At 60.6% G+C, this 26,616-nt stretch carries 27 protein-coding genes and 1 pseudogene; 10 read left to right on the top strand and 18 right to left on the bottom strand.

The features are described 5' to 3' along the window. Positions 1–58 precede the first annotated feature (58 nt). The gene (locus TK42_RS10685) at positions 59–694 is read left to right on the top strand and encodes a DedA family protein (RefSeq protein WP_032881179.1); all 636 of its coding nucleotides are present in this window, start codon (positions 59–61) and stop codon (positions 692–694) included. Here TK42_RS10685 and TK42_RS10680 read toward each other — a convergent pair. After that, positions 675–1,910 carry a sterol desaturase family protein gene (locus TK42_RS10680; protein WP_103734176.1) on the bottom strand — a complete coding sequence of 412 codons (1,236 nt, stop codon included), beginning with the start codon at positions 1,908–1,910 and terminating at the stop codon, positions 675–677. The genes TK42_RS10685 and TK42_RS10680 overlap by 20 nt on opposite strands. A 115-nt stretch (positions 1,911–2,025) precedes the next feature. Between TK42_RS10680 and elbB the strand changes: the two genes are divergently transcribed. Then, positions 2,026–2,691, top strand: a complete 666-nt coding sequence (gene elbB / locus TK42_RS10675; protein ID WP_005792422.1) for an isoprenoid biosynthesis glyoxalase ElbB — start codon at positions 2,026–2,028, stop codon at positions 2,689–2,691. 4 nt (positions 2,692–2,695) lie between these two features. On the opposite strand, the gene TK42_RS10670 is transcribed toward elbB, so the two are convergent. The 5 genes from TK42_RS10670 to TK42_RS10650 form a co-directional block, all read right to left on the bottom strand. Continuing rightward, positions 2,696–3,151, bottom strand: coding sequence for a YaiI/YqxD family protein (locus TK42_RS10670; protein WP_078822610.1), 456 nt, complete (start codon positions 3,149–3,151; stop codon positions 2,696–2,698). Position 3,152: 1 nt separating this feature from the next. Continuing rightward, complete coding sequence (locus TK42_RS10665) at positions 3,153–5,048, bottom strand: FTR1 family protein (protein WP_103734175.1); 1,896 nt, start codon at positions 5,046–5,048, stop codon at positions 3,153–3,155. A 140-nt stretch (positions 5,049–5,188) separates the two neighbouring features. After that, entirely contained in the window at positions 5,189–5,821 is a 633-nt protein-coding gene (locus TK42_RS10660; RefSeq protein ID WP_005792425.1) for a LysE family transporter, read from the bottom strand. Positions 5,822–5,910: 89 nt separating this feature from the next. Beyond that, complete coding sequence (locus tag TK42_RS10655; RefSeq protein ID WP_005792426.1) at positions 5,911–6,483, bottom strand: mechanosensitive ion channel family protein; 573 nt, start codon at positions 6,481–6,483, stop codon at positions 5,911–5,913. Further along, positions 6,483–8,393, bottom strand: coding sequence for an ATP-binding cassette domain-containing protein (locus TK42_RS10650; protein ID WP_032878796.1), 1,911 nt, complete (start codon positions 8,391–8,393; stop codon positions 6,483–6,485). The genes TK42_RS10655 and TK42_RS10650 overlap by 1 nt, the downstream gene beginning before the upstream one ends. Positions 8,394–8,443: 50 nt before the next feature. On the opposite strand from TK42_RS10650, the gene TK42_RS10645 reads away from it, so the two are divergent. Beyond that, positions 8,444–8,908, top strand: a complete 465-nt coding sequence (locus TK42_RS10645; RefSeq protein WP_032878795.1) for a TIGR02444 family protein — start codon at positions 8,444–8,446, stop codon at positions 8,906–8,908. Here TK42_RS10645 and TK42_RS27040 read toward each other — a convergent pair. Continuing rightward, a pseudogene (locus tag TK42_RS27040) lies at positions 8,905–10,069 on the bottom strand (AlgP family protein). The gene TK42_RS10645 and the pseudogene TK42_RS27040 sit on opposite strands and share 4 nt — an antisense overlap. A 192-nt stretch (positions 10,070–10,261) precedes the next feature. Between TK42_RS27040 and TK42_RS10635 the strand changes: the two are divergent. Next, on the top strand, positions 10,262–10,939 hold the full coding sequence (locus TK42_RS10635; RefSeq protein ID WP_103734174.1) for an FKBP-type peptidyl-prolyl cis-trans isomerase: 678 nt from the start codon (positions 10,262–10,264) through the stop codon (positions 10,937–10,939). A gap of 52 nt (positions 10,940–10,991) precedes the next feature. Here TK42_RS10635 and TK42_RS10630 read toward each other — a convergent pair whose 3' ends face one another. The 7 genes from TK42_RS10630 to TK42_RS10600 form a co-directional block, all read right to left on the bottom strand. Further along, the gene (locus TK42_RS10630; RefSeq protein ID WP_032878791.1) at positions 10,992–11,450 is read right to left on the bottom strand and encodes an Rsd/AlgQ family anti-sigma factor; all 459 of its coding nucleotides are present in this window, start codon (positions 11,448–11,450) and stop codon (positions 10,992–10,994) included. 208 nt (positions 11,451–11,658) lie between these two features. Then, positions 11,659–12,180: a disulfide bond formation protein B gene (locus TK42_RS10625; protein WP_078822616.1), complete on the bottom strand. Its 522-nt coding sequence runs from the start codon at positions 12,178–12,180 to the stop codon at positions 11,659–11,661. A gap of 237 nt (positions 12,181–12,417) precedes the next feature. Next, entirely contained in the window at positions 12,418–13,659 is a 1,242-nt protein-coding gene (locus tag TK42_RS10620; RefSeq protein WP_103734173.1) for a heme biosynthesis protein HemY, read from the bottom strand. A 5-nt stretch (positions 13,660–13,664) separates the two neighbouring features. Next, a complete protein-coding gene (locus tag TK42_RS10615; RefSeq protein ID WP_032878787.1) occupies positions 13,665–14,780 on the bottom strand; it encodes a uroporphyrinogen-III C-methyltransferase in 1,116 nt (371 codons plus the stop codon). Positions 14,781–14,798: 18 nt separating this feature from the next. After that, positions 14,799–15,557, bottom strand: coding sequence for a uroporphyrinogen-III synthase (locus tag TK42_RS10610; RefSeq protein ID WP_032878785.1), 759 nt, complete (start codon positions 15,555–15,557; stop codon positions 14,799–14,801). Then, positions 15,554–16,495 (bottom strand): hydroxymethylbilane synthase, encoded by a 942-nt coding sequence (hemC, locus tag TK42_RS10605; RefSeq protein ID WP_032878783.1) that lies wholly within the window; start codon positions 16,493–16,495, stop codon positions 15,554–15,556. Before hemC ends, TK42_RS10610 begins: the two co-directional genes overlap by 4 nt. Positions 16,496–16,633: 138 nt before the next feature. Next, the gene (locus TK42_RS10600) at positions 16,634–17,380 is read right to left on the bottom strand and encodes a LytTR family DNA-binding domain-containing protein (RefSeq protein ID WP_005792437.1); all 747 of its coding nucleotides are present in this window, start codon (positions 17,378–17,380) and stop codon (positions 16,634–16,636) included. A gap of 501 nt (positions 17,381–17,881) precedes the next feature. On the opposite strand from TK42_RS10600, the gene argH reads away from it, so the two are divergent. Beyond that, positions 17,882–19,276 carry an argininosuccinate lyase gene (gene argH, locus TK42_RS10595; RefSeq protein ID WP_005792438.1) on the top strand — a complete coding sequence of 465 codons (1,395 nt, stop codon included), beginning with the start codon at positions 17,882–17,884 and terminating at the stop codon, positions 19,274–19,276. 98 nt (positions 19,277–19,374) lie between these two features. Here argH and TK42_RS10590 read toward each other — a convergent pair whose 3' ends face one another. Then, positions 19,375–20,034: a glutathione S-transferase family protein gene (locus TK42_RS10590; RefSeq protein ID WP_032878779.1), complete on the bottom strand. Its 660-nt coding sequence runs from the start codon at positions 20,032–20,034 to the stop codon at positions 19,375–19,377. 126 nt (positions 20,035–20,160) lie between these two features. On the opposite strand from TK42_RS10590, the gene TK42_RS10585 reads away from it, so the two are divergent. The 3 genes from TK42_RS10585 (at position 20,161) to TK42_RS10575 (ending at position 23,861) form a co-directional block, all read left to right on the top strand. Continuing rightward, positions 20,161–20,445 (top strand): hypothetical protein, encoded by a 285-nt coding sequence (locus TK42_RS10585; RefSeq protein ID WP_103734172.1) that lies wholly within the window; start codon positions 20,161–20,163, stop codon positions 20,443–20,445. Positions 20,446–20,596: 151 nt separating this feature from the next. Beyond that, positions 20,597–20,851: a TIGR02647 family protein gene (locus TK42_RS10580; protein WP_014720451.1), complete on the top strand. Its 255-nt coding sequence runs from the start codon at positions 20,597–20,599 to the stop codon at positions 20,849–20,851. Positions 20,852–21,020: 169 nt separating this feature from the next. Then, positions 21,021–23,861, top strand: a complete 2,841-nt coding sequence (locus TK42_RS10575; RefSeq protein WP_103734171.1) for a class I adenylate cyclase — start codon at positions 21,021–21,023, stop codon at positions 23,859–23,861. Here TK42_RS10575 and rnk read toward each other — a convergent pair. The 3 genes from rnk to cyaY all read right to left on the bottom strand — a co-directional run bounded on the left by rnk (position 23,858) and on the right by cyaY (position 24,953). Next, entirely contained in the window at positions 23,858–24,268 is a 411-nt protein-coding gene (gene rnk, locus TK42_RS10570) for a nucleoside diphosphate kinase regulator (protein WP_005792442.1), read from the bottom strand. The genes TK42_RS10575 and rnk overlap by 4 nt on opposite strands. A 131-nt stretch (positions 24,269–24,399) precedes the next feature. Next, positions 24,400–24,618, bottom strand: a complete 219-nt coding sequence (locus tag TK42_RS10565; RefSeq protein WP_078822619.1) for a DUF1289 domain-containing protein — start codon at positions 24,616–24,618, stop codon at positions 24,400–24,402. Between the two features lie 2 nt (positions 24,619–24,620). Then, entirely contained in the window at positions 24,621–24,953 is a 333-nt protein-coding gene (cyaY, locus tag TK42_RS10560) for an iron donor protein CyaY (RefSeq protein ID WP_032878767.1), read from the bottom strand. A 238-nt stretch (positions 24,954–25,191) separates the two neighbouring features. Between cyaY and TK42_RS10555 the strand changes: the two genes are divergently transcribed. Both TK42_RS10555 and lysA read left to right on the top strand, forming a co-directional pair. After that, entirely contained in the window at positions 25,192–25,359 is a 168-nt protein-coding gene (locus TK42_RS10555; protein ID WP_003195417.1) for a lipoprotein, read from the top strand. A 9-nt stretch (positions 25,360–25,368) separates the two neighbouring features. After that, the gene (gene lysA / locus TK42_RS10550) at positions 25,369–26,616 is read left to right on the top strand and encodes a diaminopimelate decarboxylase (RefSeq protein WP_032878765.1); all 1,248 of its coding nucleotides are present in this window, start codon (positions 25,369–25,371) and stop codon (positions 26,614–26,616) included.

Genomic DNA, 26,616 nt, shown 5'->3' with positions numbered 1-26,616 from the left:
TTTCATGAATCTTCGTGAAGGCGTAGGCTGCGCGTTCATTTCGCCAGCACCCCAGACCATGCTTCAACAATTTCTGCATGACTTCGGCTACTTTGCCCTCTTTCTCGGCACATTTTTCGAAGGCGAGACCATCCTCGTACTCGCAGGCTTCCTGGCGTTTCGTGGCTACATGGATATCAACCTGGTGGTGGTCGTTGCCTTTTTTGGCAGCTATGCCGGCGACCAGCTTTGGTACTACATGGGGCGCAAGCACGGCCGCAAGCTGCTGGCACGCAAGCCGCGCTGGCAGTTGATGGGCGACAAGGCACTGGAGCATATCCGCAAGCACCCGGATATCTGGGTACTGAGCTTTCGCTTTGTCTACGGGTTGCGCACGGTGATGCCCGTGGCGATCGGCCTGTCCGGTTACCCGCCGATGCGCTACCTGATCCTCAACGGTATTGGTGCGGCGATCTGGGCCGCTGCACTGGGGGCTGCGGCCTATCATTTCGGTGCGGTGCTGGAAGGTATGCTCGGCAGCGTCAAGAAGTACGAGCTATGGGTACTGGGCGCCTTGCTGGTGCTGGGTTTTGGCCTGTGGCTGCGACGTCGCTTCAAGAATGCTCGCATCGCCCGCCAAGCGTGTGCCGAGGCCAAGGCGCGACAGGCTGTCGAGCAAGCCTCGGTCGAAACGCCTAAGACGCCAACCGAGTAAAACGGCCTCTGCAACAGTAGAGACCAATCACGCTGAGCAGGCTGTAGCTCGCCAGGCCCAGCCAGGCGAGAGGGCTGGCAGGCCACAAACCGACCAGCGGCGCCAGCCATACCAACGGCAGGTTCAGCGCCAGGCGCGCCAGCTCGGCCTTCAACGCCCATGGGCGATTCTCCAGTGCCACCCCCAACGTAAACAGGCCCAGGGCCATCGCGCCCCAGCCGAGCACCAACGCCGCCGTAGGCAGGCCCTCACCGAAATTCATCAGATAACTGCCAAAGCCCACATAAGCAGCAAATTGCAAGGCGATGTAGACCTGCTGCCGCGCATCCAAAGGCACTTCGAACTTGCGAAACTGGCTCAGGTCCGGCTTGGCTATCGGGTATTTGGCTTTGACGTCCGCCGGGCGCCAGCCGGTGCGCATGAACCAGATGCGCAACTTGTCCCACCAGCTCTCGGTGCGCCGGGCGTCACTCCATAACTGCGCATAAAACTGCAGGTTGGCCCACAGCGGGTTCCAACTGGCCAGGGGTGTGGTTACCCCAAAGATCACCGGCTCGTTGTCGTCTTCCTCTTGAAAAGTACCGAACAGCCGGTCCCAAATAATGAACACCCCGCCGTAATTACGATCCATGTAGAGAGCATTCTGTGCGTGGTGGGCCCGATGATTGGACGGCGTCACGAAGAACCACTCAAACCAGCCCAGCTTGGGAACGTGGCGGGTGTGGACCCAGAATTGATACAACAGGTTGAGCGAAGCCACGCTGATAAACACCACCAGCGGCACGCCGACCACAGCCAGAGGCAGGTAGAAGATCCAGCTCAGCAGAAAACCGGTGCTGGTCTGGCGCAAGGCGGTGGTGAGGTTGTAGTCCTCGCTCTGGTGATGCACCGAATGCGCGGCCCACAGGATATTGCGCTCATGGCCCATGCGATGCAGCCAGTAATAACAGAAGTCATAGAACACAAAGGCGAACACCCAGGTCCAGGCATTCTGGGCCGACAACTCGATGAGCGCCAGGTGCTTGAGGGCGAACGCGTAGGTCAACAGGCCCACGCCCTTGGTCAGCAAACCGGTCGTGGTGGACAGCACACCGGTGCTGAGGCTGTTGATGGCGTCCGCTACTCGGTAGTTGCGTGCACCGCGCCAACGGTCGGCCAGCAGCTCCACAACGATCAGGGCGATAAAAAACGGTACTGCGTAAGGCACAAAGTCCATGGGCTAGTCCGGTCTATTTTTGTTACATCAAGATTAGGTGCAGCGACGTGAGATCCCATTGGCAACAGGTTACAAATTAGTAGACATTTAACGCCATGAATCAGGAGAAATGCCCATGAGCAAAAAGATTGCAGTGATCCTTTCCGGCTGTGGCGTATACGACGGCGCAGAGATTCACGAGAGCGTGATCACGTTGCTGCGCCTGGACCAGCGCGGCGCTCAAGTGGAATGCTTTGCACCCGATATTGCGCAATTGCACGTGATCAACCATCTCACCGGCGAAGAAATGCCCGAGTCGCGCAATGTGCTGGTGGAGTCTGCGCGTATCGCCCGGGGCGCAGTGAAGGATATTGGCCAAGCCAATGCCGCCGACTTCGACGCCCTGATCGTGCCGGGCGGGTTTGGCGCAGCGAAGAACCTGTCGAACTTCGCCGTGGAGGGCGCCGGCTGCAGCGTCAACCCGCAGGTGCTGGAACTGGCTGAAGCGTTTGCCGAAGCAGGCAAGCCGGTGGGGTTGATCTGCATCTCTCCGGCCCTGGCCGCGAAGATCTACGGCCCTGGCGTGACCTGCACCATCGGTAACGATGCCGACACAGCGGCTGCCCTGGACAAGATGGGCGCCACGCACCACGAATGCACGGTGGAAGATATCGTCGAGGACAAGGCGCGCAAGCTGGTCAGTACGCCGGCGTATATGCTCGGCAAGAACATCAGTGAAGTGGCGTCAGGGATCAACAAGTTGGTGGATCGGGTGCTGGAGTTGACCCACGAGAACGACTGACAGGTCAGGCTGGGCGCATAAGACGTGTAAGGATTCGGTCCAGGGCATTGGCAAACGCCTGCTTATCCTTCTCGCCATGGGGCGGTGGTCCGCCGCCCATCTGACCTTGCTCACGCAGGTCGGTGAACAGGTTGCGCACCGCCAGGCGCTCACTCATGTTCGCAGGGCTGAACTCCTTGCCTCGCGGATCGAGGGCCGTGACGCCCTTCTTCACCAGCCGATCGGCCAAGGGCACGTCACTGCAAATCACCAGTTCGCCGGGTACGGCGTGCTCAACCAGGTAATCATCGGCCGCGTCGGGGCCACTGGGCACCACGATCAGCTTCACACAGGAAAAGCTCGGCTTGATCTGGCTCTGCCCGGCCACCAGCACCACCTCGAACTGGCGCTTGAGGGCAAACTTCACTACCTGGTCCTTGGCCGCCCGAGGGCAGGCGTCGGCGTCGATCCATACCCGCATGCTACACCGCCGCCCGGCGCTTCTCGGTCAGCCGGCTGCGGCCATACAGCACCACAATCGCCAGGATCGCCACAGCCTGCGCGCCCAACGAATACGCATCTGCATGAATGCCCAGCCAGTCGAAGTCAAAAAACGGCACCGGCCGCGTGCCGAAGATGCCCGCCTCCTGCAAGGCCTTGACACCGTGCCCGGCGAACACCACCGACAGTGCGCACAGCAACGCAGCGTTGATGCCGAAGAACAGCGCCAACGGCAACTTCGCCGAGCCACGCAGGATCACCCAGGCCAGGCCCACCAGCAGCACCAGCGCAGTGGCACCACCGGCCAGCACCGCGTTGTGCCCGGCAGGGCCGGCCTGCAGCCACAGGGTTTCGTAGAACAGGATCACTTCGAACAGCTCGCGATAAACCGAGAAGAACGCCAGCACGGCAAAACCGAAACGGCCGCCGCCGCCCACCAGGCTGCTCTTGATGTAATCCTGCCAGGCCGCCGCGTGACGCCGGTCGTGCATCCACACGCCGAGCCATAGCACCATCACGCTGGCGAACAGCGCCGTGCAGCCTTCGAGCAGTTCTCGCTGGGCCCCGCTGACGTCAATCACATACGCCGCCAAGGCCCACGTAGCCAAGCCTGCCAACAGCGCCAGGCCCCAACCGACGTTGACGCTGCGAACCGCCGACTGCTGGCCGGTGTTACGCAGGAAGGCGAGGATCGCCGCTAGCACCAGAATCGCTTCCAGGCCTTCGCGCAACAGGATCAGCAGGCCAGAGATATAGCTCAATGACCAGCTCAGGCCATCGCCGCCCAGCAAGCCGGCGGATTCAGTGAGTTTGCCTTTGGCAACGTCCAGACGCTGCTGCACCTGCTCCATAGGCAAACCATCCTGCAACGATTGCCGATACGCCATCAGGGCCTTCTCGGTGTCTTTGCGCACATTGGCGTCGACGTTATCCAGGGAGCTTTCCACCAGCTCGAAGCCTTCCAGGTAGGCAGCGACGGACAAATCATAGGCCTGCTCGTGGTCGCCGTTGCGGAAGGCCGCAAGGCTCTTGTCCAGCGTGGCGGCCGTGTAGTCGAGCAACTGCGCGGGACCACGTTGAACCTGTGGCGGCTGAGCACGCTGGGCGCGGAACGTCGCCGCAGCGCCAGGGCCGTCAGCGGCGAGCACTTCATTGGGGGTCTGGCGCGCCAGGTCGGCGAGGTTGAACGCCTGCTCGCTTTTGGCGGCAGCCGGGTCGGCGGTGAAACCGGCGATATAGGTCGCCAGGTCCCAGCGCTGGCGATCGTCCAGTTGGTCAGCGAACGACGGCATATCAGTGCCTTCGACACCCAGACCGAGGGTGTTGTAGATCGCATACAGGCTCAAGCGATCCAGGCGCGTGGCGTCACGCAGGTTAGCGGGGGGCGGCGTCATGCCCATGCCAGCCGGACCATCACCGGCGCCGACAGTGCCGTGGCACACCGAACAATGCTGGGCATAAAGCGGCGCGCCGCGTGTCGGGTCCGGCGTGATGGCCGGTGCTTGGCTGACTTCATACGCCACGGCCAGCTTGGCGCCCAACTGACGAGCCTGGCGGGCCACGCTCGCGCCGTCCTGATGGGCGGTGACCGCCGCCAGCAATTCATTAACGCCGCTTATCAACTCAGCGCGCTCGGGTTTGTCGGGCAGATCAGCCACCAAACCCTGCAGCACTCCGAGAAACTCCACCTGCTCGCGGTATTCCGAGTCGTCTACCACCTTGCCTGCCTCTACCGTAGGCGGGTAGTCGGCGCCGATGTAATCCAGCAAATGCAGGGCCTGTGGCGCGCCTTCGGCGGTCGCGGCCAAGAGATTGAAGCTGCACGACATCAGCGCCGGCAACAGCAGCCACGCAAGAAAGCGGAAAGGGGCAGTCATGAATGAATCTCAAGTGGAAATACGAAGTAACACTATTGTTGAGCTTTAATGAATTCGACTCAAGGTGTTATTTCATATCACCCCTAAATCCAATGTGGGAGGGAGCTTGCCCCTTCCACATTTCGATTCGGTTTAGGCAATTACGCAGTAGCGCGATGCAGGCTGGCGAGGAAGCCGGCAGCGCCAACAAACAAGCCGGCGAATGTGCGGTTTACGCGCTTCTGTTGTTTAGGCGTACGCAACAGACGCAAGACTTTCGACGCTAACCCCGTGTAACCCGCCATCACGATCATATCGACGCTGATCATGGTTGCACCGAGGATCAGGTACTGAATCAACAGCGGCGCCTGCGGGTTCACGAATTGCGGCAACACCGCCAGCATGAACACCAGGGCCTTAGGGTTGCTGGCGTTGACCAAAAAGCCGCGGAACATCATCGCCATCGGCTTCCCGATCGGGCGCACGGCGGCGTCATCGGTCATGTCCATGGGCAGGGCGCGCCATTGCTTGATGGCCAGGTACACCAGGTAGGCCACGCCAAACCATTTGATCGCATAGAACGCGGTAGACGACGCCGCCAGAATGGCCCCCAGGCCACCCGCGACCACGGCAATCTGCATCGCCAGGCCCAGTTGCAGGCCAATGGCGTTCCAGTAGCCACGGACAAAACCGTATTGCAGGCCGCTGGACATCGAGGCGATGGCACCGGCGCCAGGAGAAAGGGAGATGATCCAACTGGCCAGGAAAAAGGCCAGCCATGTGTCGAGAGCCATTGCGCACCTCAGAAGGGAGTCAGCGATTGTGCCTTTAAGCTAACTCTACCGACCGAAGGCTGGCTATAGATTTTTACAAGATGTAAACGCTAGCGGTCGCCCGGAAATACATGGGTGCCAGGCCAACGGCGCACCGAGCGCTGAAAGAACAAGCTGTTAGGCACTTGCACCATCGCGCTGCTGGTCCCGGCTTCTTCTACTTCGATCAATGTGGTGTAAAGCAGGTTGATCGCCACGACCCTGCCCTTCACGCCGGGTTTGTCGACGGTGTCCACCAACTCGACAATATCCCCAAGGCGGAACGGCCCGACGGTGAAGATCAGAATTGCGCACAACAGGTTGGACAGCACCGACCACATGGCGAAGAACGCCACTGCCGCTACCGCGACAAACCCTGACAGCGCCGTCCACAACACCGTGGCAGACACCCCCAGGCGCCCCAGCACAAAGATCAGCGCACTGCCCATGATCAGCCAGCGCAAGCCGCCGCGCAGGGGCATCAGCAGTTGCGGCGGGAACGGGTAACGCTCACCCAGGCGCGTCAGGCCCTTGGCGACGAAGCGCTGGGCCAGGTAGCCGGCCAGCAGGATCAGCAGGATTTGCACGCCGATCCATACGGGCTCGACCCATTGCGCCGGTACCGGCAGTTGCAACGCTTCCATCAGGACAGCGCCTCCAGCTCCGCTTGCAAGGTTTCGAGCAGTTCGAGGGCCTCCATCCAGGTTTCCTCCAATTGCCCTTCGCGCACCTTGAGCTTGGCCTGTTCGGCCAGCAGGTCACGCAGCTCATCCTTGCGCGCCGCCTCGTACACGGAACTATCACCCAGGCTGGTTTCGATCTTGGCCAGGCGCTCGTGCACCTTGCCCAGCTCGGCTTCCAGCTTGTCGGCCTCACGCTTGTGCGGCGCCAGCTGCTGGCGCAGCGCGGCGGCGGCCTGGCGCTGGGCTTTCTTGTCGGTCTTGTCCGGGTTGACCGGGGTGTTGCTGGCCGGCGCATTGCGCAGGCGGTACTCGGTCAGCCAGCGTGCGTAGTCGTCCAGGTCGCCGTCGAATTCTTCGACCTTGCCGTCGGCCACCAGCAGGAAGTTGTCGGTGGTGCTCTTGAGCAGGTGGCGATCGTGAGACACCACCAGTACCGCACCGCTGAACTCCTGCAGGGCCATGGTCAGTGCCAGGCGCATCTCCAGGTCCAGGTGGTTGGTCGGTTCGTCGAGCAGCAGCAGGTTTGGACGGTCCCAGGCGATCAGGGCCAGGGCCAGTCGGGCTTTTTCGCCCCCGGAGAAATTCAGCACTGGCTCGTCGATACGCGCCCCCCGGAAGTCGAAACCGCCGAGGAAGTCGCGCAGGGTTTGCTCGCGCTCGGTGGGCGCCAGGCGTTGCAGGTGCAACAGCGGGCTGGCCTTGGCATCAAGCGAGTCCAGTTGGTGCTGGGCGAAGTAGCCCACCACCGTGTTCTCGCCACGGGTCAGGCGGCCAGCCAGTGGCTCAAGCTCACCCGACAGGTTCTTGATCAGCGTCGACTTGCCCGCGCCGTTGGGGCCGAGCAAACCAATGCGTGCGCCCGGCGTGAGCTGCAGCTTGACCTTCTCCAGGATGGTCTTGTCGCCGTAGCCCAAGCGAGCGTCCGACAGATCGAGCAGGGGGCTTGAGATCTTCACCGACTCACGGAACACGAAATCGAACGGCGAATCGACGTGGGCCGCCGACAGTTCTTCCATGCGCTCCAGCGCCTTGATGCGGCTCTGGGCCTGACGGGCCTTGGTGGCCTGGGCCTTGAAGCGGGCAATGTAGCTTTCCATGTGCGCACGTTGCGCCTGTTGCTTTTCAAAGGCCTGTTGCTGCTGGGCCAGGCGTTCGGCGCGTGCGCGTTCGAACGCGGTGTAGCCGCCACGGTAGAGGGTGATTTTCTTCTGCTCGACGTGGGCGATGTTGTCGACCACGGCGTCGAGGAAATCCCGGTCGTGGGAAATCAGCAGCAAGGTGCCCTGGTAGCTCTTGAGGAAATCTTCCAGCCACAGGATCGCATCGAGGTCCAGGTGGTTGGTCGGTTCGTCGAGCAGTAACAGGTCGGAGGGGCACATCAGTGCCTGGGCCAGATTCAGGCGCATGCGCCAGCCGCCGGAGAAGTCGGCGACCGGGCGGTCCATCTGTTCGTTGGTAAAGCCAAGGCCAGCGAGCATTTTGCGGGCACGGGCGTCGGCGGTGTAGCCGTCTGCACTGTCCAGCTCGGCGTGCAGGCGGGCCTGGGCGGCACCGTCCTGGGCTTTTTCGGCTTCGGCGAGGTCGTGTTGCACCTGGCGCAGGCGCAGGTCGCCATCGAGCACGTAGTCGATCGCGATGCGGTCCAGGGTGTCGATCTCCTGGCGCATATGGGCGATGCGCCAGTCGGCCGGCAGCAGGCAGTCCCCGGAATCCGGGGTCAGCTCACCGAGCAGCAAGGCGAACAACGTGGATTTGCCGGCGCCATTGGCACCGATCAGGCCGGCTTTGTGACCGGCGTGCAGGGTCAGCTCGGCGTCTTCGAGAAGACGTTGCGGGCCACGCTGTAATGTTAGGCTTTGAAGTCGGATCATAATGGCGGCGGAGTCTACCAGCTTCGTTGGCCGCTGGCTTGGGTGTGAATATGTGCGCTGACCTGTGGAGCTTTGCCCTTTCTACCTACGCTCGCCCGGGTGTAGAGGCCGCTTGCCTGCGTTTGCAGGAACAAGGCGCGGATGTATGCCTGCTGCTGTGTGGTGCCTGGCTGGAGCGGCGCGGTGTGGCACATACACCTGAGCGGGTGCAGGCGCTGCAACAGCTTGCCCGTCCGTGGCGGGTGCAGGTTGTCGAACCGTTGCGATACCTGCGCGTGCAATGGCGAGCCCTGGCGCAGCAGGATACGCAGCTGGCATCGTTGCGCGAGCGGGTCAAAGCCCTGGAGCTGGAGGCTGAACGAACACTGCTGGCGCGCCTGGAAACCTTGGCGCAGGCATGGCCGATCAATGAGGTGGTGGGTCAGTACGAATGGCTTGAAGGCCTGGCGACCGAAGCCGCCAACCTTGACCACGACGCGCTGCAGGCGCTGCGCGTCGCGGCCACCGACGCTTAGGAAGCGCTGGCTGGGGTGGTGCTTGGCGCTACCGGTGCAGGCGTGGTGCTGGCCGATGCGGTTGGAGCGGTGGATGCTGCCGGTGCCGCTGGAGTGGCTGGCTTGGCGACTGCTGGTTTGGCAGCAGCAGGTTTAGCGGCTGGCTTGGCTGCTGGTTTCGCGGCTGCAGGTTTGGCGGCTGGCTTGGCTGCTGGTTTGACGGCAGCAGGTTTGGCGGCTGGCTTGGCTGCTGGTTTCGCGGCTGCAGGTTTGGCGGCTGGCTTGGCTGCTGGTTTCGCGGCTGCAGTTTTAGCGGCTGGCTTGGCTGCTGGTTTCGCGGCTGCAGTTTTAGCGGTTGGCTTGGCTGCTGGTTTCGCGGCTGCAGGTTTAGCGGCTGGCTTGGCTGCTGGTTTCGCGGCTGCAGGTTTAGCGGCTGGCTTGGCTGCTGGTTTGGCAGCTGCAGTTTTAGCGGCTGGCTTGGCTGCTGGTTTGGGCTGGCTTGGCTGCTGGTTTCGCGGCTGCAGTTTTAGCGGCTGGCTTGGCTGCTGGTTTCGCGGCTGCAGTTTTAGCGGTTGGCTTGGCTGCTGGTTTCGCGGCTGCAGGTTTAGCGGCTGGCTTGGCTGCTGGTTTCGCGGCTGCAGTTTTAGCGGCTGGCTTGGCTGCTGGTTTGGCAGCTGCAGTTTTAGCGGCTGGCTTGGCTGCTGGTTTGGCAGCTGCAGTTTTAGCAACTGGCTTGGCAGCAGCGGTTTTGGCAGCGGGCTTGGCTGCAACTTTTGCGGGTGTACGAGCCCCCAGCGCTTTAGCTACGGCTTCCTTCACACGACCAACGCCTTGGGCCAGCTTCAGGCTTTCTTGAGCGTCTTTTTTGAGTTGGGAAATGTAGCTGCGGGTTTCAGCTTGACGATCCTTGAGGGCATCCAGCAGGTCCTCAAGTTCTTTGACTGCGCCCTTGGCTTTGGCTTGCGCCTTGGACTTGCCGGCAGTAGCGGCGTCTTGCAGTTTGGTACGGGACTTGTGCAGCTTTTCTTGCGCTTTACCGCGTTGTTTTTCCAGTTTGGCGAGCAGTTTTTCTGCATCGGCCAACGCCTGGGAACATGCGCTTTCCAGATGTTCGAGCAAGCTGCCCGAAAGTTGTTGGAGCAAGTGCAACGGGGTATTTACAGGCTTCTGTTTGGCCGACATGGTTTACCTCCTGGCTGACGTGGGTGCGGCTCATACTAGCCCTCTGCTCTTACCGCCGCTAGCGCATGTTGACAGTATCGTTGGGCTTGCGTTGCACGGTACGAAAATTCTTATCGATATAACGCAAATGCTCACCAGTTTTTACGCACTCACACTGGCATAATCCGTCGCACTTTCGCCGGGAGAATGTCCATGTCGCGTTATCTTTTTCTAGTGCTTGGCTTGGCGATCTTCGTGGCCGATGCGAGCGAGCAATCGCCGTCAAAAAACACTGCCACAGAGGCGCATGATCTAGCCTATAGCTTGGGCGCAAGCCTCGGCGAACGGTTGCGCCAGGAAGTCCCCGACCTGCAGATCCAGGCCCTGATCGACGGCCTCAAGCAAGCCTATCAAGGCAAGCCGCTGGCGCTCGACAACGCGCGCATCGAACAGATTCTCACCGAGCACGAAGCGCAAAACGCCGCCAACGCCCAGCTACCTCAAAGCGAAAAAGCACTCGCCGCCGAACAGCAATTTCTAACTCGGGAAAACGCCGCCAGTGGTGTTCGTGAATTGGCAAATGGGATTCTGCTCACCGAGCTGGCACCGGGCACTGGCAACAAGCCGTTAGCCAGCGATGAAGTGCAGGTGAAATACGTGGGCCGACTGCCTGACGGAACTGTCTTTGACAAAAGTACGCAACCACAATGGTTTCGCCTGAACAGCGTGATCAGCGGTTGGAACAGTGCATTGCAACAGATGCCGGTGGGTGCGAAATGGCGTCTGGTGATTCCTTCAGCCCAGGCCTATGGCGCAGACGGCGCAGGTGAGTTGATCCCGCCCTATACACCGCTGGTGTTCGAGATAGAACTGCTCGGCACTCGCCACTGACCCATAAAAAACGGTGCGACATGCGCACCGTTTTTTATCTCCCTACCAAGCTTCAGACTTGGGTGGCAGCCTCTTCCTTATGGGCGTTGTGCAGTACTTCGATCAAGCAGTCTTCCAGCTCGAAACGTTCATGCAGCAGCGCGCCCAGTTCTTTGAATTTTTCCGCTACGCATTTCCCTGCGTCACACAGGTCGGTGAACGCCAGCAGTTTTTCCGTGATCACATCGATGCGCGGGTAAATAGTCTCTGCCAGGTCGAGGCCACGCTGGTCGTCGAAGGCTTCCGCCTCTTTGGTCAGTTGCTCGTAGACGCCGAAATGGCCTGCCGATACGTAGTCAACCAGTACCCCACAGAAATCCTGCAATGGCTCGCGATTCTCACCCAATGCTTCGGGCTTGGCACCGAGAGCATCAAAGGCCCGAACCAGTTCGTGGCGTGCCTTCAGCCAGCTGTCGATCAGCTTGTGCACCCCACCCCAACGTTCCTGAGCATTCTGACAACTTTCCAGCATGATGATCTCTCTTCCCTATAGGGGCGCTGCTGCTCTGTACCTGCGCAACACTTGAAGGATTAAGCAGCAGTCGAACAAAGCCGCGTCTGACAAATGGTTTGGATACGCGTGCGGGCCAGATTATGCCCGCAGGACTATGGCTTCAAGGTACGCAGGAGAGAATGTTCATACAAGTGTTTAATCCCCTCCTACAACGCGCGTCCCGTTTTCATGACGTTGTGATGCGCAAATGCTTACTGAACAACAGCCGCGAGCATTGCATGACACCCAGGATCAACATCGCCACAAAGAACAACAGGCTCCACTCCGGCAGGCTCAGGTCAAATAGCGTCCAGTTGATTTCAACGCAATCGACAGTCCCGTTGAACACTGACCGCGCCGCCTGCCAGAACGACAGGTTTTCGATCATGTAGTGCAGGCTGGGCCAGCAATCCCGGCCCGCACCTGACGGAATATTCTGCAATAGCACTTGGCGCCCGGCAGTGATGGCACCCAATAATGCACACACGGTGCTCGCCAGCCCATACAGGCAAAGGCCGGAGCGCCCGGGATTATGAAGGGCGGCCATCAGGTTGATCAGCGCAAAAGTGGCCAGAAGCAGACGTTGTACCTGGCACAGAAAGCAAGGCTGTAGCAACGCGCCGTATTCCAGATAGAAGGACGCGCCCAACGTCAGCGCACCCGCCATGAACGCCAGCAAAAACAAGGAGCGTAAAGGGGCCAAAGACATTGTTTATCCGCACTGCAAGAGATAGGTCGCTACGGTAGAGGAAAGGCCCGACCCCTTTCAAGACGCCCCGGAGCAGACAATTCCGCGAAGAAGCAAGGACATTCCGCCAAGGCATGGCGGAAATCCAGTTACAACAAGTAGGAATTAGTCATCACGTCAGTTATACCGAGTGTTTATTGGGGTTTTAAGGATCGGGTGTCGGATAGATCCGAGCCAATCCATTCACCCTTTCCTACTTCAAATACGCGCGGGTACTGGCAGAGGCGAGGACAACAGACGATTGTCGAGCAGCCCCAGACCTTCCTGAAACAGCTGGTTGCTGCGCTCGGTGTCGCCCAGTTGGGCCAGTAGGCGGGCCAATTCGGCACAGGCTTCGGGGTTGCGCTGAACTTGCAGGCTGCTTTCCAGATAGTCCCGCGCCTTGCCCCACAGGCTGTTTTGCAGGCACAGACGGCCAAGCGTCAGCAGCAAGCTGGCATCGCCCGGATGGTCCTTGAGCCAGCCTTCGGCAAACTTCAACTGGCGCGCCGGGTCACTGCCACGCAACAGGCCATACAGCCGAATCAGATGGCTGTCATAGTCGCGCTTGAGGGCACCACGCAGCACTTCCTCGGCCTTCCCATCCGCGCCTAGCCGACGCAGCTGGTCGGCATAGGCCAGCACCAATTGTGGCTGCTGGCGCTGGGCCGAAGTCAGTTGCTCCCAGGCACGCTCCAGAGACTGCAAGCCCGCCTCGCCCTGCTCCTCACGCTGGGCAGCCAGGCTCAGGTTTTCGCCCCAGGCACGACGTTCCAGCTCGGCCAGCTCACTGGCGGGCAAGACTTTGTCCTTGCGCAGCTCAGGCAGCAGGCGAATCACCGACGACCAATCGCCACGCTGCTGATGCAGGCGCTGTAGCTGCCTGAGTACCTGCGCGTTATGCGGGTGACGCTCGTGCATCGCCTGAAGCGTAACCAGGGCGCCTTCAGTATCGCCGCGGTCCATCTGCAGTTGCGCATGGCTCAGGGCTACGGCCAATTCCGCCTGCGGCTGGCGCTCCAGGGCGCGCTCCAGCAAGCCGTCGGATTCCTCATAGCGGCCCTGCTCATTGGCCGCACGGGCAGCACCGATGTAATAGAGCAGCGGCTGACGCTCTGCTTCGGCAGCGCGGTGCAAGTGGCGCTCGGCACTGGCCCAGCGGCCCTCGGCAAGGTCCATCTGACCTTGCTCGATCGCGATCTGCACACGGCGGCTGCGGTTGCGTCGCGACCATGGATTGACCACGCCACCGGAGGTGGTGATCAGGCTCAGCAACACACGAACCAGGTAGATCGCCAGGCCGATGGCAAACACCGCCACCAGGGTAGCCCACAGGCTTGACTCGTAATGCAGCAAATGCGGATAGGTAATCAGCACGTAGCCGGTGTGTTTCGAAATACCCACGGCCAGTGCGAGGGCGACTGCAATCGCCAGCACCAGGATCACATAGAAACGCTTCATCAGCTCTACTCCTGGGTCGCCGGTTTGCCGGCCGCGGCCTTGGCTTCGTCGGCAGACAGATGACGACGTTCAAGGTAAGCCTGCACGGCGGCCAGGCTCGCAGCCAGGTCCGGCGTCACCACCGACACGGCCTTGGGCTCAAGTTCAGCGATACGCGCCAGCATCGCCTTGCTCTGCGGGTTGTCCTGATTGAAGTTGTCTTGCAATACGCTGCGCGCTTCGCCCAGCGAGCGGCTGTATACCGCCGACTCGCCGTTGAGCGCGGCCCACTGCGCCTGCTCCAGCGCCAGGCTCAAGGCCAGGCGCACTTGGTTCAAACCCTGGCCTGCCAACAATGGCCGGATATTGTCATCCGGGTTGAAGTCGATGCGGAAATAGCGGGAAATCTGTTCCCACCACTGGCTCAACTGGTTCTGCGTATCGCTGGTGGGGCGCCCTTGGGAAGCAGGTTCCGTAAGCTGATACTCCGGGGCAATCGCCGCCAGTTGCACGACCTGGTCACGCAAGGCCGCCAGTTGCAGGTACAGGCCGGTGCGGTCTGGTTGCTCAGTGCTGCGCAATGCGGCAAGGCTCTTGGCCAGTTGCTCACGGGCGGTGAAAGCCCCTGGGTCGCTCTGCTCGCGAAGAATCTCGTCGGCGCCCTGGACCAGCGACTGCGCACTGTTGATGTCTTGCAAGGCAGACAAACGCAAACTGGCCAGACGGATCAGATGCTCCGCCTCGGCCAGGCGCCAATCCTTGCGGCTGGCGCCCAACACCGTTTCGAGGCGCTGGCTCAGGCGTTGCTGATCGCCCTGCAACTGGGCAACCAGGCGGCGGCGCTCTTCCAGCTCGTCCGCACCCGGCAATTGCGCCAGACGGGCGGCCAACTGTTGCTGGCTTTGCTTGAGGCTCTGGGATTGGTCATCCAGGGTCTGCACTTGGCTCAATTGATGTTGGCTGCTGGCTTGAAGGGCGCGGACCTGCCAGATCCCCCAGCCGCCAGCAGCTACGCCAGCAGCCCCTAGCAGCAAGGCGACGACCGCCAGGCCATTGCCACGGCGCGGCGCGGTGACCGGTGTCTCGACCGGCGCATCAAGCGCGGGCTGAGCTTCATCTTTAGGCAAGGCTGTTTCGCTCACGTATCCGTCCTTTGCGTATCAGAGAGTGGGAACGGGATAGCTCCCCAACGCCACTAACAAAGCCGCGGCACTCGCGCCGCGACAATCCACAACTTTTTTTGCGCCAGCGGCCCGCGCCATCTCATAGACGCGCGGGCTGGGCACGAACAACGGCAGCTGTGCCACCTGTGGCCAATCGGTGCCCGCCAGGGCTTGCAGGTGTAAAAAACCCTGCCCACTGCTGACCACCAGGCCGTTCAAGCGTTCCAACCGGATGCGTTGCATCAGCGCACCCGTCTCGTAGACCGGGAGAAAACGCCGATACAATTCCAGATAGTCGACACTAGCACCTTGCTCGCGCAAACGCTCTGCCAGCAACTCGCGGCCGCCCTCGCCACGCAGGATCAGCACCTTGGCGCCCGGCTGTGCGATAGCCTCGCGCAATGCAGGCAATTGAAGCAAGGCCTCGCTGTCATCGCCAGTGGCGGGATAATGAACGTCGAGGCCATGACCGGCGAGGATCTGCGCCGTCGCCGCACCGACGCTGAACCACGGCATTGGCGGCACGGCATTCCCCAACCGTTGCAGCGCCAGGCGCGCGGCCGGCTTGCTCACAACAATGACCGCGCAATAACGCTGCAACGCGTCAAACACCGCTTGTTGCTCAGCCGTGACCGCTAACGCTTGCGTCTCCAGCAACGGCAGACGGCTGCTGTATATACCGGCCTGGGACAATAAAGCCGCCAGGGCTGTCGACTCCTCGGCAGGCCGCGTCAGCAGCACTCGCCAGTCGGTCACTGCGGACCGGCCTCGCCATAGACTTTTTGCAAAATGGCACCGGCGCCTTTGTCCAGCAACTCCTCGGCAACCTGAATCCCCAAGGCCGTCGCATCTCGTTGCGGCCCACGCACCTGGGCGGTCAGCAGGGTACCGCCATCCGGATCCCCCACCAGGCCACGCAGCCACAGGTTCTCACCTTCGAGTACGGCATAGCAGGCGATGGGGACTTGGCAGCCGCCATTGAGGTGTTTGTTCAGGGCGCGCTCGGCGGTCACACGAACTTCGGTATCGGCGTGATCGAGGGGCTTGAGCAGTGCGTGGATTTCGCTGTCGACGGTCCGACATTCGATGCCGACTGCGCCCTGCCCGCCGGCGGGCAGGCTGTCTTCGACGCTGATGGCCGATGTGATGCGATCTTCGAAGCCCAAGCGGATCAAGCCGGCGGCGGCAAGAATGATCGCGTCATATTCGCCGGCATCCAGCTTGGCCAGGCGCGTATTGACGTTGCCGCGCAAAAAGCGAATCTGCAAGTCGGGCCGACGTGTCAACAACTGAGCCTGGCGACGCAGGCTGGAGGTGCCGACGATGCTGCCCAGCGGCAAGTCATCCAGGGACGCGTAGGTATTGGAAACAAAGGCATCACGCGGATCTTCGCGCTCGCAGATGCAAAAAAGGCCCAGGCCTTCAGGGAAGTCCATGGGCACGTCTTTCATCGAATGCACAGCGATGTCGGCTTCGTTTTCCAGCAGCGCAGTTTCCAGCTCCTTGACGAAAAGACCCTTGCCGCCGATTTTCGACAGGGGTGAGTCCAGCAGCTTGTCGCCGCGACTGACCATGGGCACCAGGGATACCTTGAGGCCCGGATGAGCCTGCTCAAGGCGTGCTTTGACGTATTCGGCCTGCCACAAGGCCAAGGCGCTTTTACGGGTGGCGATGCGGATTTCGCGAGAGGACATGGATCAATCCGTACTGAATAGATACGGCGGATAATAACAGCTCAGGCAAATACGCTTTGATTTGAATCAGCAAGTGCGGGGCCTCCCTGGCCACATCGCACCGGGATAAGGAAGGCAGACCGCGCCCCAGCCCTTGGGCTAAAGCTGCTGCATCATCTTGCGCACGCCGGCGACATGGCGTCGGCTGACGATCAACGCATCGCCATTGAGCCCCTTCAGGAAGAGCTGAAAGTGCCCCAGGGGTGTGCGCTGCAAGCGCTCGATACGTTCGCGGGCTACCAGCGCGTTGCGATGGATACGCACAAAACGGTCGCCGAATTCATCCTCAAGAGCCTTGAGCGGCTCATCCAGCAGCACTTCGCCAGCTTCGTGGCGCAGGGTCACGTACTTGTGATCGGCAATAAAGTAGACCACCTGGTTGAGCGGGATCAGCTCGATGCCTTTGCGGGTGCGCGCACTGATGTGGCTGCGTGGCCCGTTACCACTTTGGGCCGCAGGCTGGGTCAGTGCGGCAAGTTGGGCACGGCTGGGACGCTCGGCTTTTTTCAAGGCTTTGAGCAAGGCCTCGGCGGTGACCGGCTTGACGAGAAAACTGACACCGCTGTCTTCCAGCGTCTGTGCAGAGAACTCTTCCTGGGCCGCGCACAACACCACGGCAGGTGGCGATTCGCGTTCGCTCAGGCGGGCAGCGACTTGCAGGCCATCAAAGCCCGGCATACGGATATCGAGCAGCACCACATCCGGCTTGAGGCTGTCGATCAGCGTCAACGCCTCCTCACCGCTGGTGGCACTCGGTTCAAGGACTGTATAACCCTCGAGTTCACTGACTAGACGGCTCAGTCGCTCGCGGGCTTGGGGTTCGTCATCAACGATCAGGACATTCATATTGCGCTGGATTCCTGCGTGAGTCTCGCACAAGGATAGCGTAGACAGGTGCGGTGACTTGCGTCACAGCGATCCACGCTAAGACTAGCGCGAGCGGCAAAAAGTGCCCTGAGAGCGGCACCCAAATTTACCCGGACCTGTTCAATAGAGCCCAAGACCTGCTGCCTTCGGGCATCGTCGTAGGGTTCACTGATACACAATCCGAATACCCCCCTGTTTAATGGATAGTCTGGTTATGACCGCATCACCAGACTTTGGTGCATTCACACACTAGCAGTCCAACTGTAGACGCTCACTGAGACGATATTGCTCAATCGTCAAATATCGTTTCAATAAGTACGTATCTCCAGTCTCGTCCCGGATGCGTTCGGCGGCAAGGCACTTAGCCATCTACGACACAAATAAAATTGCCGATCACCCGCGGCACCGCCTTCACGGGCAACCCTGTTATTATCGCCGGTACACCTTCATGCCTCTTTCAAGCAGATCACGAGCGAATCCATGAGCACCGACAAGACCAACCAGTCCTGGGGCGGCCGCTTCAGTGAACCCGTCGACGCCTTCGTCGCGCGCTTCACCGCCTCCGTCACCTTCGACCAGCGCCTGTACCGCCACGACATCATGGGCTCCATCGCCCATGCCACGATGCTGGCCAAGGTCGGCGTGCTGACCGACGCCGAGCGTGACAGCATCATCGACGGCCTGACCACCATCCGCGGTGAAATCGAGGCAGGCACGTTCGACTGGCGCGTCGATCTGGAAGACGTGCACATGAACATCGAGGCACGCCTGACCGATCGCATCGGCGTGACCGGCAAGAAACTGCACACCGGCCGCAGCCGTAACGATCAGGTAGCCACCGATATTCGCCTGTGGCTGCGCGATGAAATCGACCTGATCCTGGCCGAAATCACCCGCCTGCAAAAAGGTCTGCTGGAGCAGGCCGAGCGTGAATCGGACACCATCATGCCCGGCTTCACTCACTTGCAGACCGCACAGCCAGTGACCTTCGGCCACCACCTGCTGGCCTGGTTCGAAATGCTCAGTCGCGATTACGAGCGCCTGGTCGATTGCCGCAAGCGCGCCAACCGTATGCCGTTGGGCAGCGCTGCGCTGGCCGGCACCACCTACCCGATCGACCGCGAGTACACCGCGCAACTGCTGGGTTTTGACGCCGTGGGCGGCAACTCCCTGGACGGCGTTTCGGACCGCGACTTCGCCATCGAATTCTGTGCCGCCGCCAGTATCGCGATGATGCACCTGTCGCGCTTCTCCGAAGAACTGGTGCTATGGACCAGTGCCCAATTCCAGTTCATCGACCTGCCGGACCGCTTCTGCACCGGCAGCTCGATCATGCCGCAAAAGAAAAACCCTGACGTGCCTGAGTTGGTGCGCGGCAAGAGCGGCCGTGTATTCGGCGCGCTAATGGGCCTGTTGACCCTGATGAAAGGCCAACCATTGGCCTACAACAAGGACAACCAGGAAGACAAGGAACCGCTGTTCGACGCCGCGGACACCCTGCGTGATTCGCTGCGCGCCTTTGCCGACATGATCCCCGCGATCAAGCCCAAACACGCGATCATGCGTGAAGCAGCCCTGCGGGGTTTCTCCACGGCAACCGACCTGGCGGACTACCTGGTGCGCCGTGGCCTGCCGTTCCGTGACTGCCACGAAATCGTCGGCCACGCGGTGAAATACGGGGTGGACACCGGCAAGGACCTCGCGGAAATGAGCCTGGAAGAACTGCGCCAGTTCAGCGACCAGATCGAACAGGATGTGTTTGCCGTGCTGACCCTGGAAGGCTCGGTAAATGCCCGCAACCATGTGGGCGGCACTGCGCCGGCACAGGTCAAGGCAGCGGTCGTGCGCGGCAAAGAATTGCTCGCCAGCCGCTAAAACTGTGGGAGGGGGCTTGCTCCCGATGGCGGTGGGTCAGCTAAGATTTTCTTACCTGATACACCACCATCGGGAGCAAGCCCCCCTCCCACATTTGCTCACCTTTTGGCCGCAATCATCGCCATGAATGCAGGCATCGCCGCCTGCCTGTCCGCCTCGACCTTCTGCGCGTTGGGCATTTCATTCAGGCGCCCCAACAAGGCCTTCACCTGCGGCAACTGCGCCAGCAGGTCCAGCCCGAACAGCTTCTCGCCCACGCCGCACGCCAGGTTCAGGCTGTACATGAAATACAAATCCGCAATGGTGAAGTTCTCCCCAGCCACATAAGGCGCGAACTTACCGTGCCGACCTAACGTACCGATCCCAAGCAGCAGCTCGGCCCTGGATTTCTCCTTGATCGCCTCCGGCACCGTCATGCCGAAAAAAGCCTCGGCGAAACACGCTCGCGCAGGCAGTTCGATGTAGAGCTCGATTTCACGGCACAGCGCCAGCACCTGAGCCCGTTGAAAAGGGTCGGCCGGCAGCAATGAAGGGCCTTCCTGAGTGTGTTCGATGTACTCCAGAATCACGCTGGTTTCATTGATAAACCCTTGCTTGACGCCCAGCACCGGCACTTTGCCTCGCGGGCTCACCGCCAAGGCTTCGGGGGTCTGGCCTGCATAGAAAGGCACCTCCTCGAAAGCCAGCCCTTTCTCCAGAAGTGCAAGCTTGACCATGTTGTAGTAGTTACTGACTGAAAATCCGTAGAGCTTGAGCATTGCAGATGCCTCCAGGCCGGGTGTGGGGTTGGCTGCAAGAGTTATAGTTCCAGGCGCCCGGCCTGACCAGCAGCATCACCTGCCTGAATGGCGGTAGACTGGCACCCTTTCCTTGAGGAGCCTGCCATGAGCGAGCCGACCGATATTGATAACGACGAAGAAGAGTTCACCGAAAGCACGCTGACCCAGGCCATCGAAAACCAGATCGAAAGCGACAACCCGCCTGCCGCCAAGGCCACCTTCAATAAACTGACCCTGGTAGGTTACGAGCGCGAAGACATTTTGAACCTCATGGCCCATGTGCTGGCCGTTGAGATAGACAAGATGCTCGAAGAAGACCGTGCCTTCGATACCCAATGGTATGAAACGGCGCTGCGAGCACTTCCTGAGCTACCGCCTGAAAACAACTGAAACCAACCTTGGCGTGGCCGGGAAGCCCGCTTCCTCGCCACAAATCTGCGCCATATCAATACCTACGACTTTCTCACTGGACAGCCCGCCAAAGTGCGTTCACCTTATGGCCTGCTAGCCTCTAATAAATTTTAGAAAGTCTGGAGTCCTTATGTCGTATACCCCTGAGTTGGTTGCCGAACTGGAAATCCTTGTACTCTTCCCCTTGGACAGCACCAAGGAGGGCTTGAAAGTCCATCAGACCGCCGCTCCTACCGCCATCGCCGCTGCCAAGCGCCTCCATGCGAAAGGACTGATCGATCAGCCGGACGGGGGCTACCTGACGAGCCTTGGCCGGGATGCTGCAGAGCAGGCTCAAACCCTGCTGACCATTCTGACCACTGCCAACACCAAAGAAGCTGCCTGACACCTGATCCCGCCCATGGGGTCCGCCCGTTGCGGACTCCGAGGGCGCTAGTTGTGTGGCGCAAAAATTCTGACGCCAAAAAGCCACTTCCCTCTAAAACTCCTACGCTACTGTCTGTAGACTCCTGCATGGCTGCCCACGTCGGGCCCAGCGAGCCACCGAGTTCGACATGACCCGCACCCACGAAATCCGCCCCGATCTGGACGAAGGCATCGACCGCAAGGTGCTGACCCAGTTGCGCGCGCGTTTCATGGCCCTCAATGAGGGCCGCATGGCCCGGGCTGTCGAGGGGCTGACACCACGCCAACAAGGCGTGCTGACTTTGTTGCCGCTGTTTTTCCACGTCAATCACCCACTGTTGCCGGGCTATGTCTCCAGCAGCACCCCGGCGGGGCTGTCGAATTTCGAACCTAACGCCCAGGCCCTGGCCGAAGCCCAACGCCTGACCCGCTCGTTCTCCTATAAACCGCGCCATGGCAACCCGCCCCGCCCCATCCACGGCCTGTTCCTGATGGGCAGCCTCGGCACGCTGGCCCAGGCCGATCAAAGCGATATGGACGTGTGGGTGTGCCACGCTCCCGACCTGGACGAAAGCGAACTGGCAGAGCTGCGCAAGAAGTGCCAACTGCTGGAAGCCTGGGCCTTGAGCATGGGCGCCGAGGCGCATTTTTTCCTGATCGAACCTACACGCTTTGTCCTGGGTGAACGCGATACGCAACTAAGCTCCGACGATTGCGGTACTACCCAGCACTACCTGCTGCTGGACGAGTTCTACCGCACAGCCATCTGGCTGGCCGGGCGCACGCCGATCTGGTGGCTGGTGCCGGTCTACGAAGAAAAGCGCTACGCCGAATTTACCCACGCCCTGATTTCCAAGCGGTTTATCCGCGCCGATGAAACCCTCGACCTGGGTCACTTGGCCCATATCCCGCCGGGCGAGTTCATAGGTGCCGGGCTGTGGCAATTGTTCAAGGGCATCGAGTCACCGTACAAATCGGTGCTCAAGCTGCTGCTGACCGAGGTCTACGCCAGCGAACATCCGAACGTGTACTGCCTGAGCCTGCGTTTCAAGCGAGCGGTGTTCGCCAACCAAGTGGACCTGGATGAGCTGGACCCTTACATCGTGGTGTATCGCCGCATCGAGGAATACCTCAAGGCCCGCAACGAGCCGGATCGCCTGGAACTGGTACGACGCAGCCTGTACCTGAAGATCAACCGCAAGCTCAGCGCCGGCCAGCGCACCCCCACTTGGCAGCGACTGCTGCTGGAACGCCTGGCCCAGGAATGGGGTTGGGACCAGCGCCAACTGGCCCTGCTGGACAGTCGCAGCCAGTGGAAAGTGCGTCAGGTTGCTTCCGAGCGCCGCGCTCTGGTCAATGAACTGAACTACAGCTACCGTTTCCTCACCCAGTTCGCCCGCAGCGAACAGACTGCCAGCCTGATCAACAAACGCGACCTCAATGTACTGGGCCGGCGCTTGTATGCGGCGTTCGAACGCAAGGCCGGCAAGGTTGAGTTCATTAACCCAGGCATCGCCCCGGACCTGGCCGAAGACACCCTGACCCTGGTGCAGTCGCCCAACCGCAAGGAGCCGGGCCAGCACCATTGGGGTTTGTATAACGGCAACCTGACGGCCCTGGAATGGGAGCACTTCGCGCCGATCAAACGCAGCCGGGACCTGCTGGAAATGCTCACCTGGTGCCATCGCAACGGCGTGATCGACAGCAGTACCCGCCTGGCGCTGCACCCCGGTGTCAGCGACATGACCGAGTTCGAGTTGTTCAACCTGCTGGGCAGCCTGCAACAGACCATCGCCCTGCCCCTGGCCAGTGTCGATGAGAGCCGCTTGCTGCGCCCGGCAGTGCCCGAAGAGGTGCTGTTGCTGATCAACGTCGGGGTTGACCCGCTCAAGCATCATCGCGACCTGAATATCCTGATGACAACAGAGCGCACCGACTCCCTGAGCTACGCCGGTGTACGCGAAAACCTGGTGCTGACCCTGGACCAGGTCATGCTCAACAGCTGGAACGAGGTGATGGTCAGCCGCTATGACGGCCCCCACGCCCTGCTCGACTGCCTGCGCGATTACCTCAACCAACTACCGCTGGGTCATCTGCCACGGCTGCGAGTGCGTTGTTTTTGCCACAACCGTGCGCAGTTCATTGCCCAGCGTGTAGAAGAGGTGTTCGAAACCGCACAACACCTGCTGCTTGGCCAAGGCAATCATCGTTACCTGTTGCAGGTGCAACAGCACTATCACGTCATGGAACTGACACCGGGCCAGGCCAATCATGTGTCACTGCCAACCCAGGACGCGCTGATTGCCTACCTCAGTGAGGAACTGGCCAGCTACAGCCCTTGGCACCTTGACGCCATGGCCCTGGAAGACCATGACCTGGCGCTGCTCCTGCCTATGGGCCAGGCCGATTGCGTGCAAGTGTTCTATCGAGTCAATGAAGGCTTCGCCCAGCTGTACGTACTCGACGAATTCAACGCGCTTTGGCAGCAGCGCTTGCCGTTTCATGATGAACAAAGTCTGCTGGCTCCGCTGCAACGCTTCCTGCAATCGATCCTCTATCGCCGCGAAGCGCTGTCGTCCCTGGATTCCCGACAGCCCCTGAGTGAAGTGCACACCTTGTACTATCAGTTATTGCCATCGGGCAGCAGCCGCGCCCGCGGCGTGGAACCACGACCGGCGCCGCAGAACCCTGCCAACAAGCCGTTTTATGACGTGCAGGCAATTATCGGCAAAGGCGCGCCTGGCCAGGTGGGGATCACCCTTTACTGCAATCAGCGGGAATTTTGCGAACTGGAATTTGGCGACCAACTGTTTGCCATGGTCGCCCGGGAGATCGTCGGGCAACGCCGGGAAACCGAACGTTACCGTTGCTACATCACTGATCTGGACTTGTCAGGACTGCTCGGTGATGTGCAAAGCCCGAGCAATTTGTACCTGCGCTACAAAGCCGAACTGGAACAGTCCCTCAATGCCGCACTGGGCCAGATTTAGAGCGAGAAAGCCCCGCCATCCTTGGGCTGGCCTTCGACACTGAGCAATTCCAGCTTGAGCGTTTTGCCACCCGGTGCAGGCCAGTCGATATGCTGGCCCACTTGCAGCCCCAGCAAAGCACTGCCTACCGGAGCCAGGATCGAGATCTTGCCTTCGTCGGCGTTCGCGTCCTTGGGGTAGACCAGCGTCAGGTGATAGTCCTTGCCGCTGCTTTGCTCACGGCAATGCACGCTGGAGTTCATGGTCACGACACCCGCAGTCACTTCATCGTGACCGACCACGTCTTCGGCGCGGTCGAGTTCGGCTTGCAACGCTTCGACGCCGGGAAACTCGTCGCCCAAGCGGTCGATCAGTTGCTCAAGACGCTGCACGTCAAGACGGGTAAGAATGATGGAAGGTGCGGTCATGATTCAGGCAGACTCCTTTTTTCTGCACAAAAAAGCAAAACCCCGCCAGAAAAAGGCGGGGTTCTCACGGACCTCGATGAGTTGAGGTGTACCCGGACACTACCACAGCGTCACAAATAAACAAGATGCTGTCAGGCTTGGGCCTTGCGCTGCTCAGCTTGCGCGCAGATCACCCGGCGCCGCGCATCGTCGGCGGAGCGCCATTCACGGATGTCTTCCACGTGGCGGAAGCAGCCGAGGCAGACTTTCTGCTCGTCCAGGCGACACAAACTGATACAAGGTGACGGCACCGCCGGGCTGACATTGCTGAACAGCGGCTTGGGCGGGCGTACAGGTACAGGCTGGGTCACGGTCAGATCTCTTCGAAATCCAGCTCGGCGCCGGTATATTCCTCGACGAGGCGCGCGAGCATTTCGCCCAGCAACTCTTCACTTTTGTCGCACTGCCATTTGCCGCTTTCTTCGTCGTAGTCGAAGTGAACGCCACCGGAGCGCGCAGCCAGCCACAGCTGACGCAGCGGCTCCTGGCGACTGAAGATCAGTTGCGGGCCGCTCTCGAACTTGACGGTCAGCACACCAGCCGAGTTTTCCAGATCCACATCCAGGTCGCTGTCGTCGAAAATATCTTCCAGCTTCTCCTGGGTGGCATCCACCAGGTCGTGAAAACGGGCTTCGGTCAAACTCATTGTGGCAACCTCAAAAGTGTCTGGTTTTGCTCAAGCGGGGCACAATACGGACGCGCTTCGCCGATTGCAAAGGATACCGATTTCATGACAGATGGCAGTACGAAATATCATCAAGTAGCGTAGCCCGCTTCTTGTGCTCCTCGGCAAAGCCCCGCCGGACGGGTAGTGCGGCGCATAGGCAAGCTGCCGGGTGGTCGGTATACTCGGGCGCAATTAATGCATATTCAAGGATTTCGCCATGAAGCGCCTGATCTCTTCCCTTGCTGCGCTCGTCGCGGTCGCTTGCCTCGTTAGTGCCTGTGGCCAGAAAGGCCCGTTGTACCTGCCGGATGACAGCAAAGATCCGAATGAACAGGCGCAATCGTCGCAAAAGCCGTCAAAAGCGCATAAGCACGACACCTACTAAGGGAAACTTATGGACGCTTTTAACTACCGGGACGGCGAGCTGTTCGCGGAAGGCGTGGCGCTGTCCGCGATTGCCCAGCGCTTTGGTACCCCGACCTACGTGTACTCCCGTACGCATATCGAAGCCCAATACCGCTCGTTCACTGACGCCCTCGATGGCGTGCCGCATCTGGTGTGCTACGCGGTCAAGGCCAACTCCAACCTGGGTGTGCTGAATGTCCTGGCGCGCATGGGCGCCGGTTTCGACATCGTCTCCCGTGGCGAGCTCGAACGCGTATTGGCCGCCGGCGGCCAGGCTGAGAAAATCGTGTTCTCCGGCGTCGGCAAGACCCGCGAAGACATGCGCCGCGCCCTGGAAGTCGGCGTGCATTGCTTCAACGTCGAATCCACCGACGAGCTGGAGCGCCTGCAAGTCGTTGCCGCCGAGATGGGCGTTCGTGCGCCGATCTCCCTGCGCGTCAACCCGGATGTCGACGCCGGCACCCACCCGTACATTTCCACCGGTCTCAAAGAGAACAAGTTCGGCATCGCCATCGCCGACGCCGAAGAGGTGTACATCCGCGCCGCGCAACTGCCAAACCTGGAAGTACTGGGTGTCGACTGCCATATCGGCTCGCAACTGACCACACTGCCACCCTTTCTGGATGCCCTTGACCGTCTGCTGGCCTTGATCGATCGTTTGGGCGAGTGCGGCATCTACCTGCAGCACATCGACCTGGGCGGCGGCGTCGGCGTACGTTATAGAGACGAAGAGCCACCGTTGATTAGCGACTATATCCAGGCCGTGCGCGAACGCATCGAAGGCCGCGACCTGACGCTGATGTTCGAGCCGGGCCGCTATATCGTCGCCAACGCCGGCGTGCTGTTGACCCAGGTCGAGTACCTCAAGCACACCGAACACAAGGACTTCGCCATCGTCGATGCGGCGATGAACGACCTGATCCGCCCGGCGCTGTACCAGGCCTGGATGGATGTCACCGCCGTGACGCCTCGCGCAAGCGAAGCACGCACCTATGACATCGTCGGCCCGATCTGCGAGACCGGCGACTTCCTGGCCAAGGATCGTCAGCTGGCCCTGGAAGAAGGTGATCTGCTGGCCGTGCATTCGGCGGGTGCCTATGGGTTTGTCATGAGTTCCAACTACAACACTCGCGGCCGTGCCGCCGAGGTGCTGGTGGACGGTGATCAAGCATTTGAAGTGCGTCGCCGCGAGACGGTAGCCCAGTTGTATGCTGGCGAAAGCCTGCTGCCGGAGTAA

The sequence above is a fragment of the Pseudomonas sp. GZJR-8 genome, assembly GCF_002916705.1.
GTDB classification, from domain to species: domain Bacteria; phylum Pseudomonadota; class Gammaproteobacteria; order Pseudomonadales; family Pseudomonadaceae; genus Aquipseudomonas; species Aquipseudomonas synxantha_A.
This window is presented reverse-complemented; position numbering and strand designations above follow the sequence as displayed.

What these genes read in the sequence shown, in the direction of transcription:
- TK42_RS10685 (WP_032881179.1), top strand. Translation starts at nt 59, where the DNA reads ATGCTTCAACAATTTCTGCATGACTTCGGCTACTTTGCCCTCTTTCTC.
- TK42_RS10680 (WP_103734176.1), bottom strand. Translation starts at nt 1,910, where the DNA reads ATGGACTTTGTGCCTTACGCAGTACCGTTTTTTATCGCCCTGATCGTT.
- elbB (WP_005792422.1), top strand. Translation starts at nt 2,026, where the DNA reads ATGAGCAAAAAGATTGCAGTGATCCTTTCCGGCTGTGGCGTATACGAC.
- TK42_RS10670 (WP_078822610.1), bottom strand. Translation starts at nt 3,151, where the DNA reads ATGCGGGTATGGATCGACGCCGACGCCTGCCCTCGGGCGGCCAAGGAC.
- TK42_RS10665 (WP_103734175.1), bottom strand. Translation starts at nt 5,048, where the DNA reads ATGACTGCCCCTTTCCGCTTTCTTGCGTGGCTGCTGTTGCCGGCGCTG.
- TK42_RS10660 (WP_005792425.1), bottom strand. Translation starts at nt 5,821, where the DNA reads ATGGCTCTCGACACATGGCTGGCCTTTTTCCTGGCCAGTTGGATCATC.
- TK42_RS10655 (WP_005792426.1), bottom strand. Translation starts at nt 6,483, where the DNA reads ATGGAAGCGTTGCAACTGCCGGTACCGGCGCAATGGGTCGAGCCCGTA.
- TK42_RS10650 (WP_032878796.1), bottom strand. Translation starts at nt 8,393, where the DNA reads ATGATCCGACTTCAAAGCCTAACATTACAGCGTGGCCCGCAACGTCTT.
- TK42_RS10645 (WP_032878795.1), top strand. Translation starts at nt 8,444, where the DNA reads ATGTGCGCTGACCTGTGGAGCTTTGCCCTTTCTACCTACGCTCGCCCG.
- TK42_RS10635 (WP_103734174.1), top strand. Translation starts at nt 10,262, where the DNA reads ATGTCGCGTTATCTTTTTCTAGTGCTTGGCTTGGCGATCTTCGTGGCC.
- TK42_RS10630 (WP_032878791.1), bottom strand. Translation starts at nt 11,450, where the DNA reads ATGCTGGAAAGTTGTCAGAATGCTCAGGAACGTTGGGGTGGGGTGCAC.
- TK42_RS10625 (WP_078822616.1), bottom strand. Translation starts at nt 12,180, where the DNA reads ATGTCTTTGGCCCCTTTACGCTCCTTGTTTTTGCTGGCGTTCATGGCG.
- TK42_RS10620 (WP_103734173.1), bottom strand. Translation starts at nt 13,659, where the DNA reads ATGAAGCGTTTCTATGTGATCCTGGTGCTGGCGATTGCAGTCGCCCTC.
- hemC (WP_032878783.1), bottom strand. Translation starts at nt 16,495, where the DNA reads ATGTCCTCTCGCGAAATCCGCATCGCCACCCGTAAAAGCGCCTTGGCC.
- TK42_RS10600 (WP_005792437.1), bottom strand. Translation starts at nt 17,380, where the DNA reads ATGAATGTCCTGATCGTTGATGACGAACCCCAAGCCCGCGAGCGACTG.
- argH (WP_005792438.1), top strand. Translation starts at nt 17,882, where the DNA reads ATGAGCACCGACAAGACCAACCAGTCCTGGGGCGGCCGCTTCAGTGAA.
- TK42_RS10590 (WP_032878779.1), bottom strand. Translation starts at nt 20,034, where the DNA reads ATGCTCAAGCTCTACGGATTTTCAGTCAGTAACTACTACAACATGGTC.
- TK42_RS10585 (WP_103734172.1), top strand. Translation starts at nt 20,161, where the DNA reads ATGAGCGAGCCGACCGATATTGATAACGACGAAGAAGAGTTCACCGAA.
- TK42_RS10580 (WP_014720451.1), top strand. Translation starts at nt 20,597, where the DNA reads ATGTCGTATACCCCTGAGTTGGTTGCCGAACTGGAAATCCTTGTACTC.
- TK42_RS10575 (WP_103734171.1), top strand. Translation starts at nt 21,021, where the DNA reads ATGACCCGCACCCACGAAATCCGCCCCGATCTGGACGAAGGCATCGAC.
- rnk (WP_005792442.1), bottom strand. Translation starts at nt 24,268, where the DNA reads ATGACCGCACCTTCCATCATTCTTACCCGTCTTGACGTGCAGCGTCTT.
- cyaY (WP_032878767.1), bottom strand. Translation starts at nt 24,953, where the DNA reads ATGAGTTTGACCGAAGCCCGTTTTCACGACCTGGTGGATGCCACCCAG.
- TK42_RS10555 (WP_003195417.1), top strand. Translation starts at nt 25,192, where the DNA reads ATGAAGCGCCTGATCTCTTCCCTTGCTGCGCTCGTCGCGGTCGCTTGC.
- lysA (WP_032878765.1), top strand. Translation starts at nt 25,369, where the DNA reads ATGGACGCTTTTAACTACCGGGACGGCGAGCTGTTCGCGGAAGGCGTG.